Origin of the sequence: uncultured Jannaschia sp. (assembly GCF_947494055.1) — a bacterium.
In the GTDB taxonomy this organism is placed as follows: Bacteria; Pseudomonadota; Alphaproteobacteria; order Rhodobacterales; family Rhodobacteraceae; genus Jannaschia.
In genome coordinates this window covers 83,273-102,595 of the sequence record NZ_CANLTR010000003.1, presented here as the reverse complement: position 1 = coordinate 102,595, position 19,323 = coordinate 83,273, and the positions used below count along the sequence as shown (strand labels likewise).

13 protein-coding genes are annotated in these 19,323 nt (G+C 69.8%); 5 read left to right on the top strand and 8 right to left on the bottom strand.

Annotated elements, in window-relative coordinates:
- Positions 1 to 6: 6 nt before the first annotated feature.
- The 8 genes from Q1A87_RS04010 to Q1A87_RS03975 all read right to left on the bottom strand — a co-directional run bounded on the left by Q1A87_RS04010 (position 7) and on the right by Q1A87_RS03975 (position 8,704).
- Positions 7 to 549 carry a pyridoxamine 5'-phosphate oxidase family protein gene (locus Q1A87_RS04010; RefSeq protein ID WP_299647312.1) on the bottom strand — a complete coding sequence of 181 codons (543 nt, stop codon included), beginning with the start codon at positions 547 to 549 and terminating at the stop codon, positions 7 to 9.
- On the bottom strand, positions 542 to 1,564 hold the full coding sequence (locus Q1A87_RS04005; protein ID WP_299647310.1) for a lipocalin-like domain-containing protein: 1,023 nt from the start codon (positions 1,562 to 1,564) through the stop codon (positions 542 to 544). Before Q1A87_RS04005 ends, Q1A87_RS04010 begins: the two co-directional genes overlap by 8 nt.
- Positions 1,554 to 3,929, bottom strand: a complete 2,376-nt coding sequence (locus Q1A87_RS04000; RefSeq protein WP_299647308.1) for an ABC transporter permease — start codon at positions 3,927 to 3,929, stop codon at positions 1,554 to 1,556. The genes Q1A87_RS04005 and Q1A87_RS04000 overlap by 11 nt, the downstream gene beginning before the upstream one ends.
- The gene (locus tag Q1A87_RS03995; protein WP_299647306.1) at positions 3,926 to 4,594 is read right to left on the bottom strand and encodes an ABC transporter ATP-binding protein; all 669 of its coding nucleotides are present in this window, start codon (positions 4,592 to 4,594) and stop codon (positions 3,926 to 3,928) included. The genes Q1A87_RS04000 and Q1A87_RS03995 overlap by 4 nt, the downstream gene beginning before the upstream one ends.
- Positions 4,595 to 4,642: 48 nt before the next feature.
- Positions 4,643 to 5,374: a peptidase gene (locus tag Q1A87_RS03990; RefSeq protein ID WP_299647304.1), complete on the bottom strand. Its 732-nt coding sequence runs from the start codon at positions 5,372 to 5,374 to the stop codon at positions 4,643 to 4,645.
- A 102-nt stretch (positions 5,375 to 5,476) separates the two neighbouring features.
- Positions 5,477 to 6,289: a transglutaminase family protein gene (locus Q1A87_RS03985; RefSeq protein ID WP_299647301.1), complete on the bottom strand. Its 813-nt coding sequence runs from the start codon at positions 6,287 to 6,289 to the stop codon at positions 5,477 to 5,479.
- The gene (locus tag Q1A87_RS03980) at positions 6,286 to 7,227 is read right to left on the bottom strand and encodes an alpha-E domain-containing protein (RefSeq protein WP_299647299.1); all 942 of its coding nucleotides are present in this window, start codon (positions 7,225 to 7,227) and stop codon (positions 6,286 to 6,288) included. Before Q1A87_RS03980 ends, Q1A87_RS03985 begins: the two co-directional genes overlap by 4 nt.
- Before the next feature lie 49 nt (positions 7,228 to 7,276).
- Positions 7,277 to 8,704: a circularly permuted type 2 ATP-grasp protein gene (locus Q1A87_RS03975; RefSeq protein WP_299647297.1), complete on the bottom strand. Its 1,428-nt coding sequence runs from the start codon at positions 8,702 to 8,704 to the stop codon at positions 7,277 to 7,279.
- A 318-nt stretch (positions 8,705 to 9,022) separates the two neighbouring features.
- On the opposite strand from Q1A87_RS03975, the gene Q1A87_RS03970 reads away from it, so the two are divergent.
- From Q1A87_RS03970 to Q1A87_RS03950, 5 genes are read left to right on the top strand one after another with little or no spacing between them, the layout of a single operon-like run.
- Positions 9,023 to 10,819 (top strand): autotransporter assembly complex family protein, encoded by a 1,797-nt coding sequence (locus Q1A87_RS03970; RefSeq protein ID WP_299647295.1) that lies wholly within the window; start codon positions 9,023 to 9,025, stop codon positions 10,817 to 10,819.
- Complete coding sequence (locus tag Q1A87_RS03965; protein WP_299647293.1) at positions 10,819 to 15,360, top strand: translocation/assembly module TamB domain-containing protein; 4,542 nt, start codon at positions 10,819 to 10,821, stop codon at positions 15,358 to 15,360. Before Q1A87_RS03970 ends, Q1A87_RS03965 begins: the two co-directional genes overlap by 1 nt.
- Entirely contained in the window at positions 15,360 to 15,980 is a 621-nt protein-coding gene (locus Q1A87_RS03960) for a paraquat-inducible protein A (RefSeq protein ID WP_299647291.1), read from the top strand. Before Q1A87_RS03965 ends, Q1A87_RS03960 begins: the two co-directional genes overlap by 1 nt.
- On the top strand, positions 15,947 to 16,594 hold the full coding sequence (locus Q1A87_RS03955) for a paraquat-inducible protein A (protein ID WP_299647289.1): 648 nt from the start codon (positions 15,947 to 15,949) through the stop codon (positions 16,592 to 16,594). Before Q1A87_RS03960 ends, Q1A87_RS03955 begins: the two co-directional genes overlap by 34 nt.
- A complete protein-coding gene (locus Q1A87_RS03950) occupies positions 16,591 to 19,323 on the top strand; it encodes an MlaD family protein (protein ID WP_299647287.1) in 2,733 nt (910 codons plus the stop codon). The genes Q1A87_RS03955 and Q1A87_RS03950 overlap by 4 nt, the downstream gene beginning before the upstream one ends.

The following is a 19,323-nucleotide window of genomic DNA, read 5'->3' as shown; positions in this document are numbered from 1 at the left end:
ATCGGGTCACGGCGCGACCCATCGGCCCGCCCCACCCTCGAAGACCGCACGGCGATGCGGATCGTGGGCGAGCGAGAGCGCCTCGATCCGGCGGACCCGGCCGACCAGCGCAACGTGGCGCGCCGGGTCGGGCGTCCGCGTCACGTCCTCGGGCGCGCCAACGGGGGTGCCGGGGGCGGGATCGGTGCCGTAGTTCAGCCGCGCCGCCTCGGGCATGTCCCGCCAACGCGCGGGGTCCGACGCGATCATCCGCATTTCGACCGAGAGGCGGATCTGCACCTGCGTCTCCGGGTCCCAGAACAGCAGCGCCGCGCGGGGGTCCCGCTCGAGAGCACGGACCTTGGCGGTGCGCAGGTCGGACTGCACCTCGACCTCGCCACCCGCCCGGTCGGCCCGCCGGAACCCCACCATCCGCGCCTCCGGCCCCGCCGCGCCCGAGGTGGCGAGCGTCGCGACGTGGAACGGATCGCCGGCCTCCGCCGCGCCCCGCGCCAGACGGTCCCAGACATGCGCCTCCAGCGCGCCGAGATCGCGGAACGGATCACTCATAGCCCGTCATCTCCAGATAGCCGCGCCCCGGATGGCTGCCCTCGGCACGGACCGGCCCCTCCCAGTAGGGAAACAGGGTGTCCTGCCAGCTCTGCGCGTTCACCGCAGCGACCGTCACGTCCAGCCCGCGTTGCGGCAGGCGCAGCCGCCAGCGGACCGGAACATCCCGCCCCTCGACTTCCGCGACCCCCATCGGTTCGGCCGAGAGCGCATTGCCGTAATACGGCGTCGTCGTCCCGTCCGGCGCGATCCACGAGGCGTAGCGAAACGGCTCGTCGCCGCGCAGCACGAAGGCCATCAGTCGCGCGCCGTCCTCGAAATGCAGCGAGAACCAGTCCCATCCCGCCTGATCCGCCTCGAGGAATTGCGACGACCATTCCCGGTCGAGCCAGCCCTGCCCCGTCACCTCCACCGGGCCGGATGGCAGGTGGAGCGTGCCGGTCACGGTGTAGAACGGCTGCGAGTAATACCGGCTCGCCTGACCCGAGGCGGATTTCACCGAATACCCGTTCTCCCCGTGCAGGACGATCGGACCCTCGGCGCGGAGCGTCAGTTCGTAGCCCGCCTCCGCCGTCCGAGCCTCAAGGCGGAGGTCCCCGATGCCGTCATCGTCCGAGACGAGGTGCCAATCGTCGAGCCACGCCTCGAAGGGCGCGACCGACACGCCCGCCTGCCCCGTTTCGTCATGGCCCAGACGCTCGCCTGAGACGTGGGCGTCCGGAGTCGTCACGCCCAGATGCGCCATCCAGACCTGCGGTCCGCCCGGCGCCAGCGAGGAGCGGAACAGCGTCCACTGGACGCCGTAATCGCGCCCGTCCGCGCCGGTCAGCGCGGCGGTGACGTACCACCACTCGGTCCGGAAATCGGGATGTGCCCCGTGATCGACGGGGAAGGTCAGGTCCCGGTCCGGGTCGGGCAGCGTGAAGCCCTCCGTCTCCTGCCCTAGCCCGGCGAAGCCCTGCGCCAACGCGGCGACGGGCAGGAACAGCGCGAGGAGGAGGATTCTAGCGTTCATGGGCGAAGACCTGGACCAGTTGCGCGGGCGGCATCCGCCAGAGCCGCCAGACCGGCAGCGCCGCGGCCAGCGCCGCCGCGACCACCGCCCAGAGCGACAGCACCGCCCATCCGCCGGGATCGGCCAGAAGCGGCAGGCGCCAGCCGAAGGCCTGCACGTTGACGACCGCCAGCAGCACCCAGGCCAGCGCCACCCCGGTGGGGATCGCCAGCACGGCAGTGAAGGCCGCGAGGATCAGGGCGCGTGCGAGATCGGCCAGCGCCAGCCCCCGGCGCGTCAGCCCCAGCGCCCAGACCGGCGCCACCTGCGGCAGGCGCATCGTGCCCAGCGTGGTGAGCGAGGCCCAGAGCGCGAAACCCGCGACGAGGAGCGTCAAAACGTTGAGCGCGGCCGTCACAGCGAAGGTCTGCTCGAAGATGTCGAGCGAGAAGCCCTTGAGCGAGGCCTGGTCGACGAGCCCCTCCGCCGGCAGATCGAAGCGCGCCGAGATCGCCTCGGCGAGCGCCGGCACCTCCGCGGGAGCCACCCGCAGCGCAAAGCGCGTCTCGGGCACGTCCGGCACCGCCGCGTGGAACGCGTCGAGCGTCAGGATGGCCTGCCCCCGCGGATTGCCGTAATCGGAATAGACGCCCAGCACCTCGCGACGCTCGCCCGCGCCCAGATCGACCTCCGCCCCGGACCAGTTCCCGGTTCGGCGTGCAAGCTGCTCGTTGATGAGGGCGCCCTCGCCCGTGGCCAGACGGTCCCAGACCTCCGGTACGGAATCGAGAAGTGGCCAGTTCTCCCGGAAGGTCGAATGGTCCGGCTGCCCGTAGAGGTCCCCCGGCGCGCCCTCGAGCGAGGTCTCCGTCCCGACGATCGGCAGGATCGCGTCGACCCGGCCGTCGAGGAAGGCACGCAGCTCCGTCGCCTGCGCCTCGTCCGTGGCGCGCACGTAGAGTTCCGCCGCGAGCCGCTGGTCGAGCCATCCGGTGAATGTCGCGCGGAAGCTGCCCACCATCGTTCCGACCCCGACATTCGCCGCGAGCGCCAGCAGGAGCGCCATCAGCGCGAGGCTCAGGCCGGGCAATTGCTGCTGCGTGTCGGCCCACAGCCATTGCGTGAGCGCCCCTTTCGCGCGCCGGGCCCCGAGGGCCAGTACGGCCGACAGGATCGGCGGCAGAAGGAGCGCGGCCCCGAGGAGGAGCGCGCCCAAGCAGACGAAACCGGCGACGAGGCCGGTGCCGAAGACCGCGACGAGCACGGCGGCAGCCAGCAACACGAGCCCGCCCACGCCCTGTCGGTAGAGCGTGCCGAGCCGGGCGCGCGCCCAGGCCCGCGGCATGGCGGGCGCGAGCACCGGCAGGCGCGCGAGTTGCCACAGGCTCTGCCCGCCTGCCACCGCGAGGCCGATCCCCGCCATCGCGAAACCCGACAGCCACCACGTCGGCGCAAGCGTCAGCCCACCCGCAACGCTCGCCCCGTAGAGCCCCGACAGCGTGGCTGCGACGTTCGGCAGCAGCAACGCCGCCATCCCGTAGCCCAGCACGATGCCGAGTGCGCCGCCGATCAGCGTGAACGCGACGAGTTCGGCCGCGAGCAGCAGCGTCAGTCGTGAAGCCGGCAGGCCCAGGGCGCGCAGCGTGCGGAAGAGCGGGCGCCGTTGTTCGAAGGCGAGCCCGATCGCAGCGTGGACGATGAACAAACCGACCGCGAAAGCCAGCAGGCCGAAAGCCGTCAGGTTCAGATGGAAGCTGTCAGTCAACCGTCCGATCTCGCCCCCCGCCTCCGGCTCGACGCGCCGGGCCCCGGGAAGCAGGTCCGCGAGCGGCGGCAGGTCGTCCCGCGCTTCCGGAAGGATCAGCATCCGGTCGATCTGCTCAGTCCCGAGGATCGCCTGCGCCGCGAGGATGTCGGCCACGACGAGGCCGGGCGCGATGTCGGGAAGCCTCCTCACCTCGGGCAGGGTCTCGGGCACCGCAGTCCCCTCCGCCGCGAAGACGAGCCGGCCGTCGAGGAACGCCGTCAGATCCGCCGTATCGGTCAGGTCCGGCGTCGCGCCGTTCTGCGGCGCGGTGAACGGGTCGATGCCGAGCACGCGCGCACGCATGCCGAGCGGCGTGCCGTCCAGAACGGGCGTGACCGGCCAGCCGGCACGGCGCAGGGTGGCGAAATCGGCGAGCGTCAGGTCGCCCTCGATCCGTGGCAGGTCATCCTGCCCGAGCGTCGCGGCCGCCTCGGCATAATCCAAACGCGCCTGGGCATTGATCGCCTGCACCCCGGTCCAGAGCCCGGTGGCGAGCGCCAGCCCCACCACGAGCGTCAGCAATTGCAGCGGATGCCGCCGCCAATGCGCGAGAAGTGCGCCGAGCGCGGCCCGGTTCATGCCGGCGCGCCCTCCGCCAGACGCCCGGCGCGAAGATGCAGTCGACGGTCGAGCTGCGCCGCGAGCCGGGCCGAATGCGTCACCATCAAGAGCGCCGCGCCCGTCTCTCTCACCATCTCGCGCATCAGGGCGATCATCGCGTCGCCCGTCGCTTCGTCGAGGTTGCCGGTCGGCTCGTCGGCCAGAACCAGGCGGGGCGAAGCGAGCAGCGTGCGGCCGATGGCGACCCGCTGCTGCTGGCCGCCCGAGAGCTGCTCGGGATAGCGACGCAGATGGTCCGACAGGCCGAGCCGCCCGGCCAGCGCGTCCACGTCGCCCGGGTCGCGCCCGGCCAGACGCGCGTGAAAGGTCAGGTTGTTCCGTACGTCGAGCGAGGGGATCAGATTGAATTGCTGGAAGATCAGCCCGACCGTCCCGCGCCGGAGTCGCGCCCGCCCGGCATCGTCCTGCGCGGCGATGTCCGTCCCCTCGACCTCGATCGTGCCGCGATCCGGCGTGTCGAGCCCGGCAAGCAGGTGCAGCAGGGTCGACTTCCCCGACCCGCTCTCTCCCGTCAACGCCAGCGTCTCACCGGCCGCGAGATCGAAGGACACATCGGAGAGGACCGGCTGACGCCCGCCCGCGGTCTCGTAGCTCTTGTCGACGTTACGGGTCCGCAGCAGCATGGGCGGAGGGTAGCCGTTGACCCGGGCGGTTCAAGGCGCGGTGCAGCGTCAGAGCGTCACGTCCTGCAGGCTGTCGAACGCGTTGCGCAGCGCGTCGGACCAGCCGTCCGAAATCGCCCGCCAATCGGGATCGGTGTCGAGGACACGCCGCGAATAGCCCAGTTCGTAGCTGTCGTTCTCGTAGATCTGCAGGTCGAGCGGTGCATCCACCGAAAGGTTCGCCCGGATCGTCGAGTCGAAGCTCACCATCAGCAGCTTCACCGCCCGCTCGAACGCCATCTCGCGATCGTAGGCCCGCACGAGAATCGGGCGGCCGTATTTCGTCTCGCCGACCTGGAAGAACGGCGTGTCGGATTGCGCCTCGATGAAGTTGCCTTCGGGATAGATCAGATAGAGGCGCGGCTGACTGCCCTTGACCTGCCCGCCGAAGATCATCGTCGCGTTGAAGGTGGAGGCCGGCTTGCCGCCGCTGCCGGCCTGCTCGGCGATCACGTCGCGCAGCGTCTCGCCGATCAGCCGCGCGGCCTGGAACATCGACGGCGCGGTAAGCAGGGTAGAGGTCCGCTCGGCGGCGGCGAGGTTGCGCTCGTCGAGAAGGCTCACGACCGCCTGCGTCGTGGCGAGGTTGCCCGCCGTCATCAGCACCAGCGCGCGCTCGCCCGGCACCTCCCAGGTATGCATCTTGCGATAGGTGGAGATGTTGTCGACGCCCGCGTTGGTACGGGTGTCGGACATGAAGACGAGGCCGCGATCGAGTTGCAGGCCGACGCAATAGGTCATGGGGGAGGGTTCCGTTTCGAGTGTGCGACGCGCGCGGCGCGCCGCGGGGCCGTCAGGCAGGCATTCCGGTTGGGCCGCATTGTGTGCCGGGGACGGTCGGCTCTACTGCTGCGACTGGGACACCGTCAACTCGACGGTGAGCGATTCCGTTCCGGCCCCGCGGCGGATCCCCGAGATCGGCGCGGCGTCGCCGTAATCGAGCCCGGTCGCCACGCGGACGTAGCGCTCGTCCGGCGAGATCCCGTTCGAGATGTCGAACCCGACCCAGCCGATCCCGTCGACATAGGCTTCCGCCCAGGCATGGGTCGCGTCCTGCTGCTCGACGCCGTCCATCTTCAGGTAGCCCGAGACGTAGCGGGCCGGCCGGTCGAGCAGCCGCGCGGCGGTGACGAAGATATGCGCGTGGTCCTGACAGACCCCGGTACCGTTCTGGACGGCCTCCTCCGCGGTCATCGTGACCTCGGTCGTTCCGGTGGCGTAGGTGACCTTCTCGCGGATCGCCGCCGACAGGGCGTGCAGCTGCGCGAGCTGGTCGGACGTATCGCGGACCTGCCGGGCGAGCGCCATCGTGCCGGGACCCCGACGCGTCCGGTCGGTCGGCCTGAGGAACATCCACAGCGGCATGTACCCGCCCTGCTGCCCGATGATCCCGGCCTCGTCGTCGATGTCCACGTGGCCCTCGGCGACGATCGTGACCTCCTGGCGGCCCGGCTCGACCGAGACGAGTTGCGTGCGGTTGGCATGGGCGTCGTCGAACTCCACCTCGATCTTGCCGCCGTCGATATGGGTGGACCATTCGCGGACCTTCTGCCCCGAGCGGTTCTTCGGCGTCAGGCGAAGCTGCTGGAGCGCGTAGGAGATCGGCGCGTCCCAGCGATAGGTCGTCGCATGCCGGATCCGGAGGGAAGTGGTCATTGGCTGAACCTGTAATCGTGCTCGATCTGCGCCGCGAGGGCGGCGTTGCGGCGCAGGAAGTCCTGCAGGAACTCGTGCAGCCCGGTCTCGATGATGCTCTGGATCGTGGCGTGGTCGAGATCCTGGCAGATCGTCTCGCTCATGTCGTGGGACGGCATCCGGACGCCGTAATCGCGCTCGAGATATTCGAGGTTGGCGCCGATCTTGTCGTAGCAGAACGACAGGCTGCGCGGCTGCCGCTTGTCGAGCATCAGGAACCGGGCGATGTCGGGGGCCACGCGGACGCGCCCGTGCACCATCCGGTAGGCCCCTTCCGCGGACACGGCCCGCAGGATCACCTCCCACTGCGCGTTGTCGAGCGAGGAGCCGACGCCGGCCGCGGAGGGCAGGAGCACGTAATACTTCACGTCGAGCAGACGCGCCGTGGCATCGGCCCGCTCGATGAACGTGCCGAGCCGGGCGAAATCGTAGATGTCGTTGCGCAGCATCGTGCCGTGCAGCGCGCCGCGCACGAAGGCCGAGCGCTGGCGGATCACGCCGAGGACGCGCTGCAGGTCGCGCATCGAGACGCGGCCGGACAGCTCCTTGCCCAGCACCATCCACGCCTCGTTCACCGATTCCCAGACCTCGCGGGTGATCGCCGTGCGGACGAGCCGGGCGTTGGTGCGTGCCTGCGCAATACAGTTGATGACCGAGGCCGGGTTGTCGCGCGCACGCAGGAGCCAGTCGATCACCGCCTCCCCCGTCACTTCGTCGTGATGCATGTCATAGGCGTCGCGGGAGGACGCGGTCTGCAGCAGGCTCGACCATTCGCTGTCGGCACGGTCGGGCCGGGTCAGCGCGATGCGCTGGCCGGTCTCCACGAGACGCGCGAGGTTCTCACACCGCTCCATGTAGCGGAACATCCACAGCAGGCCGCCGGCAGTCTTGCCTAGCATCGGGCGGCCCTCCCCTCGGGGGCGGGGAATCGTGTCGCGGTGCCGGTCATCAATCGTCCTCCAGCACCCAGGTGTCCTTCGTGCCCCCGCCCTGCGAGGAATTCACCACAAGCGAGCCCTTCTTCAGCGCCACCCGCGTCAGCCCGCCCGGCGTGATGTCGATCCCGTTCGGGGAGACGAGTACGAAGGGCCGCAAGTCGAGATGCCGGGGCGACAGGCCGGAGCGGGTGAAGATCGGCGCCGTCGAGAGCGACAGCGTGGGCTGCGCAATGTAGTTGCCGGGCCGGCTCTCGAGCTTGCGGCGGAACTCACGCAACTCCTTCTTCGACGCGGCCGGCCCGATCAGCATCCCGTAGCCGCCCGAGCCATGCACCTCCTTGACCACCAACTCGGCGAGGTTGTCGAGCACGTAGGCCAGGCTGTCGGCATCCGAGCACCGCCAGGTCGGCACGTTCTCCAGAAGCGGCTTCTCGCCGGTGTAGAACTCCACGATCTCGGGCATATAGCTGTAGATCGCCTTGTCGTCGGCGACCCCGGTCCCCGGGGCGTTGGCGATGGTGATGCCGCCGGCGCGGTAGACGTCGAAGATGCCGGGCACGCCGAGATAGCTGTCCGTGCGGAAGTTCATCGGGTCGAGGAAGTCGTCGTCGACCCGGCGGTAGAGCACGTCGATCGCCTTGTAGCCCTGCGTCGTGCGCATCGCGACCCGGCCGTTGACCACGCGCAGGTCGTGGCCCTCCACTAGCTCCACCCCCATCTGGTCGGCGAGGAAGCTGTGCTCGTAATAGGCGGAGTTGTGGATGCCGGGCGTCAGCACCGCGACGACCGGATCGCCCGTGCAGGCCATCGGCGCGCAGGCGGCAAGGCTCGCATGCAGGCGCTCGGGATAGCGGCTCACCCGCTGCACCCGGTTCTTGGCGAAGATCTCGGGGAACATGTGGAGCATCGTCTCGCGGTTCTCGAGCATGTAGCTCACGCCCGACGGCGTCCGCGCGTTGTCCTCGAGGACGTAGAACTGGTCCGGCCCCGTCCGCACGAGGTCGATGCCGACGATATGGGTGTAGATGCCGCCCGGCGGATCGACCCCGATCATCTGGCTCAGATAGGCGTCGTTCCGCGCGATCATCTCGCGCGGGAGTCGTCCCGAGCGGACGATCTCCTGCCGGTGGTGGATGTCGTGGAGGAACGCGTTGAGCGCGCTGACCCTCTGCTCGATCCCGCGCGACAGCTTCGCCCATTCGCGGGCGGCGATGATGCGCGGCACGATGTCGAACGGGATCAATCGCTCGGCCGCCTCGGCCTGTCCGTAGACGTTGAAGGTGATGCCGGTGAGGCGGAAGAACGCCTCGGCCTCGCGCGCCTTGGCACGCAGATGCGCCGGGTCCTCCGAAGAGAACCACGCCTCGAAGGCCTTGTAGGCGTCCCGGATCGTACCGTCCGGATTGGTCATCTCGTCGAAGGGAGTCGTCTCGCTCATGGGGCGAGTCATGCGGGTCGTTAACGGGAAGTGCAACACCAAGCGACACGTCGACGCATCTCGGACGCAAGTGCCATGTCCGCCGCCGGGCTCCGGGACTCGCGCCTGCTTGCGCGGTTCGTGCCCGATGCACCTGGCGGCGGCGCTTCCAAACGCCGTCCCCCGGACCGGGTTCCGGGACAGATGGGTCACAGTTCCGCGCTTGTGAACCCCGCCCGCTTTTGTCGCGCGTTAACGCCTGATAAACAGGCGCGACGGCCTCGGCCGCGCGATCCGGGGCCGACCGACACGCCGCCGGCCTACGGAATGGGAATTGTCTTGAAACACGTCCTTGCAACGGGCCTCGCCCTGCTGATCTCGACCGCGTCGACGAACGCCGCGAACCTCACCTTCCGGATCGCCGGCGACGAGGACACGTTCTCCGAGTTGGGCGAGCAGCTTCAGGCCGCCTCGCTCACCGCCTCCGCCATCGGCGAGGAGGATACCGTGCGCCGCGAGATCGTCGCCGCCGCGCAGGCCGATTACGCCCGGCTTCTCGCCGTGCTGTTCGAGGCCGGCTACTTCGGGCCGGAGATCTCCATCCGCGTCGACGGGACCGAAGCCGCCGAGCTTCCCACGATCGGTCAGGGCAGCCCGGTGGGGCAGGTCACGATCGACGTGCGGCCGAACGCGCGGTTCATGTTCGGGCGCGCCGCGATCGCGCCGGTCACCCCCGAGACCGAGGTCCCCGACGGCTTCGCCCCGGGTGAGCCGGCGGGCACGGAGATCATCCGCGACGCCGTCGGCGCGGGGGTCGATGGCTGGCGCGCCGACGGGCATGCCAAGGCCGAACTCGCGCAGCAGACCATCACCGCAGACCACGCGACCGACCGGCTCGACGCCGACCTGCGCCTCGCACCCGGGCCCCGGCTGCGCTACGGGCCGATCGCCGTCGAGGGGGCGGAAGACGTACGCGCCCGCCACATCGCGCGGATCGCCGACCTGCGGGAAGGACGCGTCTTCGACCCCGACGAAGTGCAGACCTCGGCCAGCCGCCTGCAGCGGACCGGCGCCTTCGACTCGGTCTCGATCACCGAGGCCGAACAGATCGGCCCGGACAACACCCTGCCGATGACGATCACCGTGGCCGAACGCCTGCCCCGCCGCTTCGGCTTCGGCGCGGAGCTGTCCTCGGACGAGGGGATCTCGACCTCGGCCTACTGGCTGCACCGCAACCTGACGGGCTACGCCGATTCCCTGCGGCTCGAGGCTTCGGTCGACGGTATCGGCGGCACCGTGTCGGGCGGCACCGATTACGGGCTGACCTTCGGCTACCTCCGCCCGTCGACCTTCAATGCGGAGACCGACCTTTACGTCAACGGCGGGGTGGAACGCCTCGACGAGCCGAACTTCAGCTCGGACCGCGTCTTCATCGATGCCGGCGCGCGGCGCATCGTCTCGGACACGTTCGAATATTCCTACGGCTTGGGCTACGAGTACAGTGAGACGGACGACGCGCTCGGCAAACGCTCCTTCTCGATCTTTTCCCTGCCGCTGGCCGCGCAATACGATCGCCGCGACGTGCCCCTGAACCCGCGTGACGGCTACTACGTCGAGGCGGGACTGCGGCCGTTCTACGGTTTCTCGCGCGCGGGGCCCGGTGCCGTCTTCACGAGTGACGTGCGCGGCTACAAGGGCTTCGGCGGCGGCGAGCGTCAGACCGTCCTCGCGGGCCGCCTGCAAGTCGGCAGCGTGATCGGTCCCGACCTGGAAGACGTGCCGGCGAGCACGCTGTTCTTCTCCGGCGGCGGCGGCACCGTCCGCGGCCAGGAATATCAATCCCTGGGCGTCGAGCTCGACGACGGCGACACCGTGGGCGGCCTGTCCTTCGTCGGTCTGTCCGGGGAGGTCCGGCAGGACGTCACGGAGAACATCGGCATCGTCGGCTTCGTGGATTTCGGCCTCGTTGCGCCGGATGCCGACTTCACCGGCGGAGACAGCCACTCTGGCGCGGGTCTGGGCGTGCGCTACAACACGGGCATCGGACCGCTCCGCGTCGATCTCGGGTTTCCCGTTTCGGGTCCGGACGACGACGGCGGCGTCGGGATCTATATCGGTATCGGGCAGGCCTTCTGATGATGCGCTATCTCTTCCCCCTCGTCCTCGTGGCCACGCCCCTCCTCGCGCAGGATGCCGAGGAGGAGCGCGACCGCGGCTTCCTCACGGGGCTCATCGAGGACAACCTGTCGGCGCCGGGCCTGTCGGTCCGCATCGACGGGTTCGAGGGCGCGCTTTCCTCGGCGGCCTCGCTCGACGTGCTGCAGGTCTCCGACGACGAGGGGCCGTGGCTCCGGCTCGAGGACGTGGTGCTGGACTGGAACCGCTCCGCGCTGCTGCGCGGCCGGCTCGAGGTCGAGGAACTTTCGGCCGCGCTGATCCGCGTCGAACGCGCGCCGCTGCCGGCCGAAGGGGTCGAGGCGTTGCCGGATGCCGGGGCCTCTGGCTTCTCGCTGCCGGACCTGCCGGTCTCGGTGAATATCGAGAGCCTGCGGGCGGAGCGCATCGAGCTCGGCGCCCCGCTTCTGGGACAGGAACTCGCCCTGACGCTCCAGGCCAGCGCGCAGCTCGCCGACGGGTCCGGGGAGGTCCATCTCGACGGACAGCGGCTCGACGGGGTCGAGGGCACTTTCCGCATCGACGCGAGCTACGCCGCCGAGACGCAGGCGCTCGATATCGACCTCGACGTGGCGGAGGCGGAGGGCGGCATCGCCGCAACGCTCCTGCAACTGCCCGGCGCGCCCGCCATCGAGCTGACCGTCGACGGCGAAGGCCCGCTCGACGCCTTCGCGGCCGACATCGCCGTCGCCTCGAACGGCGAGGAGCGGATCGGCGGGCAGGTGACGCTCGACGGGACCGAGGATGGCCGCCGTTTCGACGTCGATCTCGGCGGTGACGTCACCGCGCTGCTTGCCCCGCGCTACCAGGCCTTCTTCGGCGACGACATCGCGCTCGTCGCACAAGGCCTGCAACGCGACGACGGCAGCCTCGACCTCGACACGTTCCGGCTCGACACGCAGGCGTTGCAGCTCGCGGGCACGGTCCGGCTCGGCACCGATGGTTGGCCGAGCTTCGTCGACGTGACCGGTCAACTCGCGTCACCCGACGGCACGCCGATCCTGCTGCCGACCGCCACCGAAAGCCAGCTTCTGAGCGCTGAACTCGACGTGGCCTACGACGCGGCGCAGTCCGAAACCTGGACGCTCGACCTTACCGCGCAGGACTACACGACGCCGACGCTCGAACTCGGCACCGCGAGCGTGAACGCCGAAGGCGCGATCGAACGCAGCGACGGCACGGTCCAAGCCGCGACCGCGGAGATCGCCGCCGCGCTGCAGGCGCTCGACTTCGCCGACCCCGCGCTGCAGCAGGCCGTGGGCGACGCGGTCGACCTCGCCGCGAACGTGGGCTGGCAGGACGGGGCGCCCGTCCGTCTCACCGACCTGTCGCTCGACGGCGCGGGTTACGACCTGTCCGGATCCGTCACTGCCGACGGAACCGACCCGGAGCAGCCGCTGACGTTGACCCTAGATCTGGTCTCGACCTTCGCGGACCTCGCGCGCCTTTCCGGCCTGTCCGGTCAGGACCTGAGCGGCGCGGCGGAGGCGACCGTGACCGGCACCTACGCACCGGTTGCCGCGACCTTCGACCTGTCCCTCGGCGCGGTGACGCAGGATCTCGCGCTCGGCATTCCGCAGGCCGACGCGATCCTCGAGGGCGAGACGATTCTCGCCATCGACACGCGTCGCACCACGAGCGGCACCTTCGTCGACGCGATGACCCTCTCGAACGATCACCTCTCCGCAGAAGGCAGCGCGGCGATCCTCGACGAGGAAGCGCCCGAGCGCGAGGCCGGAGAAACCAGCCGCGCGACCTTCTCCGCGACGATCGAGGACGGCACCCGCATCGACCCGCGCCTCGATGGGCCGATCCAGGCCGCCGCCGACGTGACGCAGGACGAAGAGGGCAACTGGTCCGGCACGCTCGACGCCTCCGCGCCCGAGGGCGTCACGATCTCGGCCGACGGCGTCCTGACCGGACCGGCGCCGGACGTGACCTTTTCCGCTGCTATCCCCGACATTTCCGCCTTCGCCGAAGGCGTACCCGGCGCGCTCGAACTCACGGGACAGGCTTCGGCGACGAACGGGGTCTGGTCGATCGACGCGGATGCGTCCGGCCCCTGGGATCTCACGGCCGAGGTGGCAGGCACCGTCACCGGCGACACGCCGGAGATCGCCTTTTCGGCCACCCTGCCCGACCTGACCGGCCCCGTCCCCGCGCTGGAGAGCCAGCCCGCGCTGCAGGGCGCGGTCGACCTCGAAGGCACGCTTCGTCAGGTTGGCGGAGTGTGGGAGATCGACACCTCCGTCGCCGCGCCCTCGGACATCACGCTGCGCGCCTCCGGCCCGGTGACGGGCGACGCCCTCTCCGTCGATTTCGCCGGCACGATCCCCGAGCTTGAGGACTTCGCGCCCGGTATCGAGGGCCGCCTCGACATCGACGGCAATGTCGCGCGGATCGGCGAGGACATCGCAGCGCAGATCATGGCGCGCGGCCCCTACGCTTCGGTCGTCACGGCCGAGAGCATCGTAACCGCCGCGCCGCTCACGGTGGATTTCACCGCCGACGTGCCCGATCTGAGCGAGCTCGCGCCCGTGCCGGGCGGCCTGTCGGTCACCGGGCAGGCAGTGCAGACGGAAACCGGCTTCGCCATCGATCTCAACGGAACCGGTCCCTACGACGCCACGCTCGACGCGAGTGTGGACCTCGTAAACGGCGTGCCGTCGATCACGGCGACGGGGCAGATTCCCGATTCCTCCATACTCGCGCCGCAGCTTCAGGGGCCGCTGAATTACGACGTCGAGGCCGAGCAGGTGGACGGCCAGTTCCAGGTCGACGTGAACGTCGACGGCGCGCAGGCGCTTTCGGCCAGCGTCTCCGGCATCGCGACGGGACCCGAAGCCGATCTGGACTTCCAGCTCAACGCCGGCGACGTGTCGCCCTTCGTGCCGGGCCTCGACGGCGCACTCGACGCCTCCGGCCGGCTGTTCCAGCAGGATGGACAGTGGAACGCGGACATTGATGCGAGCGGCCCGCTCGGCGCCACGCTGACGGCGGAAGGCGTGCTGACCGGAGAGTCTCCCCGGGCCTCCTTCGACCTGTCGGTGCCCGATATCGGCCCGCTCGTCCCCGAGATCGCCGGTCCGTTGAACGTCGCGGGCACCGCCGAACGACAGGGCGAGGTCTGGGCCGTTGACGTCGACCTGGACGGACCCTCCGGCACCAATGCCGCCGTTGCCGGGTCGGTGCTGCCCGACGGCAATCTCGACCTGTCGGTGACCGGGTCGGCGCCGCTCGGACTCGCCAATCCCGCGCTCGCACCGCAGCAGATCGCGGGCGTCGCGCAGTTCGACCTGAGCGTGAACGGCCCGCCGGGGCTCGACGCGGTGTCCGGCACGATCACCGCGAACGACGCGGCGCTGGTCCTGCCGTCGCTCAGGAACGGGCTCGACGACATCGACGCGCGGATCGATCTGCAGAACGGACAAGCCCAGATCACGCTCACGGCCTCGCCGCAATCGGGCGGGCGCATCTCGCTCGACGGCCCGGTCGGCCTGTCGGCGCCCTACAGCGCCAACCTGACGACCGAGTTCGACGTCACGCTGGAGGACCCGCAGCTCTACACCGCCGAGGTGGACGGCCGTGTCACGATCACCGGGCCGCTGACCGGCGGCGCGGTGATCGGTGGCAACATCCGCATCGACGGGGCGGAGATCGCGGTTCCCTCCTCCGGCCTCACCGCGATCGGCGACCTCCGGGAAATCCGCCACATCAACACGCCCCGCCCGGTGCAGCGGACGCTCGCGCTGGCACGACAGGACGGCTCGGACGGCGCGATGTCCCCGTCCGGTGGCGGCGGCCCGGCCTACGGGCTGAACCTCACCATCGACGCGCCGGGTCGCATCTTCATCCGGGGCCGTGGCCTCGACGCGGAGCTCGGCGGGACACTGGGGCTGCGGGGTACGACCGCCAATCCGGTGACGACCGGCGGGTTCGAGCTTGTCCGCGGGCGGCTCGACATCCTGCAGCAGCGCTTCGACCTCGACGAAGGCACGATCACCTTCCAGGGCGGGCTGACCCCGTATATCCGCCTCGTCGCGGTGACGCAGACCGACTCGATCACCGCCTCGATCGTTGTCGAAGGACCGGCCGACGCGATCGAGGTGCGCTTCGAGTCGACGCCCGAGATCCCGCAGGAGGAGATCGTCGCGCAGATCTTCTTCGGCCGTGACCTGAGCGAGCTGTCGCCTTTACAGGCCCTGCAGCTCGCGAACTCCGTCGCGGTGCTCGCGGGACGCTCGCAGGGGGGACTTCTCGAGAACCTCCGCGGCAGCGCCGGGCTCGACGATCTCGACGTGACGACCGACGACGAAGGGAACGTTGCGCTCCGGGCGGGGAAATACGTGTCCGACAACGTCTACACGGACGTGCAGATCGACCAGAACGGGGAAGCGGACCTGTCTCTGAACCTCGACGTCACCCGCGACCTGACGGTTCGCGGCTCCGTCGGCGCGGCGGGGAGCACCTCGCTCGGACTGTTCTACGAGAAGGATTACTGATGGCCCCGTCCGAAGACCTGGTCTGCTGTCCGGTCTGCGACGCCCTGCACGAGATCCATGGCGTGACGGATGGCAAGCGGCTGCGTTGCGTGCGCTGCAACACGGTCATCGCGGTGGACCGCCCCGAGGCGATCGTCCGCATCGTCGTGCTGGCCTCGACCTCGCTCGTCCTGATGTTCATCGTGATCTTCTTCCCGTTCCTCGAGCTTCGCAACGGCGTCTTCGACAGCCGCGCCTCGGTCTTCGAGACGGCGATGGCCTTCAACCGCGGCGTGATGGCGCCCCTCGCCATCGCGGTGACGCTTTTCGTCATCGTCCTGCCGGTGTCGCGGCTGGTCTGCTTCATCTGGGCGCTCGGGCCATTGTCCTTCGACCGTCCGCCCCTGCCCGGCGCGGCCTTCACGCTGCGCCTGGCCGAGACGCTTCGCCCCTGGGCGATGGCGGAGATCTTCATGATCGGCGTCGCGGTCGCGCTGGTGAAGCTCGGCGACCTCGCGACGCTTGCGATGGGCCCCGCCTTCTGGTCCTTCGCCGCCATCGTCTTCATAACGGCGCTGCAGGACACGCAGCTGAGCAAGTATTCCATATGGACGGCACTGGACACCGCATCGCGGCGCTGACGGCCCGCGAGGCCGGCCTCGTCGGCTGCCAGCACTGCACCCGCGTCTCGCCGATGGGCACGCGGACCTGCACGCGTTGCGGCGGTTCGCTGGAAAGCCGCGACCGCACCTCGATGCAACGGGTCTGGGCGTGGTGGCTCGTCGGGCTGATGGCCTACATCCCCGCCAACCTCTATCCGATGCTCCTGACGCGGACGGTCGGACAAGTGCAGGACGCGACCATCGTCGGCGGGGTGATCGAGCTTGCCCATCACGGCGCCTACGGCGTCGCGGGCATCGTCTTCTTCGCGAGCGTCATCATCCCCGTCGGTAAGTTCATCGCGATCGCCTATCTCGCGACCATCGTGCGACGCCCGCACGGCCACAAGCCCGGCCAGCTCCTGCACCTCTACGAGGTCGTCGAATGGATCGGGCGCTGGTCGATGATCGACGTCTTCGTCGTCGCCATCCTCGCCGCGCTGGTGCAGTTCAACCTGCTTGCGACGATCAATCCCGGTGTCGCTGCCGTCTGCTTCGCGCTATCGGTCGTGTTCACCATGCTCGCCGCCATGAGCTTCGACAGTCGCCGCATCTGGGATCAGATCCGGCAGACCTCCGACGAAAGTCCTGCATGACCGACGACCCGAACCGTCCCGCCGCGCCCGTCTCCGAGACCCGTCGCAGCCGCCGCGGCATCGTCTCCGCCGTCTGGCTCGTGCCGGTCGTGGCGGTCCTGATCGCGCTGGCGATCGCCTACCAGTCCTGGTCCGATCGCGGCGTCCTGATCTCGATTTCCTTCCCGGACGCGTCCGGCGTCACCGTGGGACAGACCACGCTGCGCTACCGCGAGGTGACGGTCGGCATCGTCGAGGATGTGGGCTTCACCTCCGACCTGAGTGAGGTCAACGTCTATGTCCGCGTCAACAACGACATCGCCCCCTTCCTCGACGAGAGCGCCAGTTTCTGGATCGTCCAGCCGGAAGTGACCGCGCGCGGCGTGCAGGGCCTGAACACGATCCTCTCGGGCACATACATCCAGGGAACCTGGGACAACCGGGCCGCCAACGCACAGACGGCCTTCGTCGGCAACGAACGCGCGCCGATCATCCCGCCGGGCGTGGAGGGCACGGCGATCGTGCTGCGCGCGAAGGACAGCTCCCGCCTCGGCCCGGGCGCGCCAATCCTCTATCGCGGCATCGAGGTGGGCGAGGTCTCCGAGCCAACCCTGTCCCCCGACGGCACCGAGGTGCGCGTCGACGCCTTCATCCTGTCGCCCTACGACCGGCAACTCTCGACGGCCACGCGGTTCTGGGACGCCTCGGGCGTGTCGGCCTCGCTCGGCGCGGGTGGCGTCGACATCCGCATCGGTTCGATCGCGTCGATCCTCGAGGGCGGCGTCAATTTCGACACCCTGATCTCCGGCGGCACGCAGATCGAGGCTGGCTACGTCTACAACATCTTCGACACCGAGGACGCCGCCCGCACGTCCAGCTTCGAGGCGCCCGCCGAGCAGAGCGTCACCATCTCGGCGCTGTTTCCCACCGTCGCGGGGGGCCTTTCCGAGGGCGCCATCGTTCGCTACCGCGGCGTTCGCGTCGGGCTCGTGACCGGCGTCACCGGCTTCGTCCGCCCCGACGATCCGACCAACGAGGTAGAGCTTCTTGCCGTGATGTCGCTGCAGCCGCAGCGAATGGGCTTCGCCGAGGGCGGCAACGAGATCGATGGCATCGACTTCATCGACGAACTCGTGGAGGACGGTCTGAGGGCGCAGCTGGTCTCGACCTCCCTCTTCGGCGGCAGCCTCGCCATCGAACTGGTCGACGCCCCCGAGACGGAGCCCGGGCGGCTCGAGATCGGCGTGGCAGCGAATCCGCTCATCCCCACGGTCCCGGCCGAGATCGACGACATCACGGCCAGCGCGCAATCCGTCCTGCAACGGATCAACGACCTGCCGGTCGAGGAGCTTCTGGGCTCGGCGACCGACCTGCTGGACAACGTCAACCGCCTCGCCGCCGACGAGTCGACCCGCGCCATTCCGGCCCAGGTGCTCGCGCTGCTCACCGACGGGCGCGGGCTTGTCGAGGACGGGCAAGCCATCCTGTCGACCCCCGAGATCGCCGCCACGCTCACCGACATCGAGGCGATCTCCGGCAACCTCCGCGCGATCTCCGCCGACATCGCCGAACGCGACATCGCGACCCGCCTCGCGGACGCGCTGGCCGCAGCCCAGGCGGCGGCCGACAACATCGCGGCTGGCACGGAGAACCTCGACGCCGTCGTCGGTGCGGCGCGGGCGACGCTGGACGGCGTGAACGGGATTCTCGACGACGAGGGCACCCGGGCCATCCCCGGTCTCGCCGCGGACACGCTGCGCAACGCGCGCGACCTGATCGCCGCGCCCGAACTCGACGCCATCCTCTCCGACCTCGCCGCGGCAAGCGCCGACATCCGGGCGGTGGTCGCGCCCTTCGACGGGACCGCGATCTCGGCCACCGTGGACCGCGCGCTGGCAGCCATCGACACGACGGCCGCGAACGTCGCCGCCGGAACAGCCGATCTCGGCTCGCTCCGGTCGCAGATCGACGGAGTCGCCGCCGCCGCCGAAGCGCTCCTCGCCTCGGCCGACACGCAGGCCCTGCCCGGCGCCGCACGCGGCCTCCTCGAGGACGGCCGCACCCTCGTGGCCAGCCCCGAGGTCCAGACGATCATCTCCGAACTCGCGACCACCAGCGCCGATATCCGCGTCCTCGTACAGGACCTAGCCGAGCAGGACGCGGCGTCCCGCCTCGCTGCGGCGCTCGACGCCGCCGCCGCGGCGGCGCAATCGGTCGCGAACGGCACGCGGAACCTGCCTGAACTCTCTGCCTCGGCCGAGCGCGTGCTGACCGAGGCGGAATTGCTGGGCCAGAACCTCAACACGCTCTCGGCCAAGGCCAACGCCCTCGCGCTCGACGAGCTGGTCGACTCCACGACGCAGCTGATGACCACGGCCGATGCGTTCCTGTCCTCGGACGAGGCCGACGACGTCCCTGTCGTCCTGTCCGACACGCTCGAGGAACTACGGCTGACGATCGAGACGATCCGAACCGGCGGCACGCTCGACAACCTCAACGCCACGCTCCGTTCCTCCTCGACCGCGGCCGACAGCATCCGCGAGGCCGCACAGGACCTGCCCGCGCTCGTGGATCGGCTCGCGACGCTCTCGAACGATGCCAGCGGTGTTCTGGCCGGCTACGGCAGCGACAGCCGTATCAACGCCGAGCTCTACCGCGCGCTGCGCGCCGCGACGCGGGCGGCGGAAGACGTCTCGTCCCTCTCGCGCACGATCGAACGCAACCCGAACTCCCTCCTGCTAGGACGCTGA

Excerpts from the sequence above, each read along its gene's own strand:
- Q1A87_RS04010 (WP_299647312.1), bottom strand. The coding sequence starts at position 549 with ATGAGTGATCCGTTCCGCGATCTCGGCGCGCTGGAGGCGCATGTCTGG.
- Q1A87_RS04005 (WP_299647310.1), bottom strand. The coding sequence starts at position 1,564 with ATGAACGCTAGAATCCTCCTCCTCGCGCTGTTCCTGCCCGTCGCCGCG.
- Q1A87_RS04000 (WP_299647308.1), bottom strand. The coding sequence starts at position 3,929 with ATGAACCGGGCCGCGCTCGGCGCACTTCTCGCGCATTGGCGGCGGCAT.
- Q1A87_RS03995 (WP_299647306.1), bottom strand. The coding sequence starts at position 4,594 with ATGCTGCTGCGGACCCGTAACGTCGACAAGAGCTACGAGACCGCGGGC.
- Q1A87_RS03990 (WP_299647304.1), bottom strand. The coding sequence starts at position 5,374 with ATGACCTATTGCGTCGGCCTGCAACTCGATCGCGGCCTCGTCTTCATG.
- Q1A87_RS03985 (WP_299647301.1), bottom strand. The coding sequence starts at position 6,289 with ATGACCACTTCCCTCCGGATCCGGCATGCGACGACCTATCGCTGGGAC.
- Q1A87_RS03980 (WP_299647299.1), bottom strand. The coding sequence starts at position 7,227 with ATGCTAGGCAAGACTGCCGGCGGCCTGCTGTGGATGTTCCGCTACATG.
- Q1A87_RS03975 (WP_299647297.1), bottom strand. The coding sequence starts at position 8,704 with ATGAGCGAGACGACTCCCTTCGACGAGATGACCAATCCGGACGGTACG.
- Q1A87_RS03965 (WP_299647293.1), top strand. The coding sequence starts at position 10,819 with ATGATGCGCTATCTCTTCCCCCTCGTCCTCGTGGCCACGCCCCTCCTC.
- Q1A87_RS03960 (WP_299647291.1), top strand. The coding sequence starts at position 15,360 with ATGGCCCCGTCCGAAGACCTGGTCTGCTGTCCGGTCTGCGACGCCCTG.
- Q1A87_RS03955 (WP_299647289.1), top strand. The coding sequence starts at position 15,947 with ATGGACGGCACTGGACACCGCATCGCGGCGCTGACGGCCCGCGAGGCC.
- Q1A87_RS03950 (WP_299647287.1), top strand. The coding sequence starts at position 16,591 with ATGACCGACGACCCGAACCGTCCCGCCGCGCCCGTCTCCGAGACCCGT.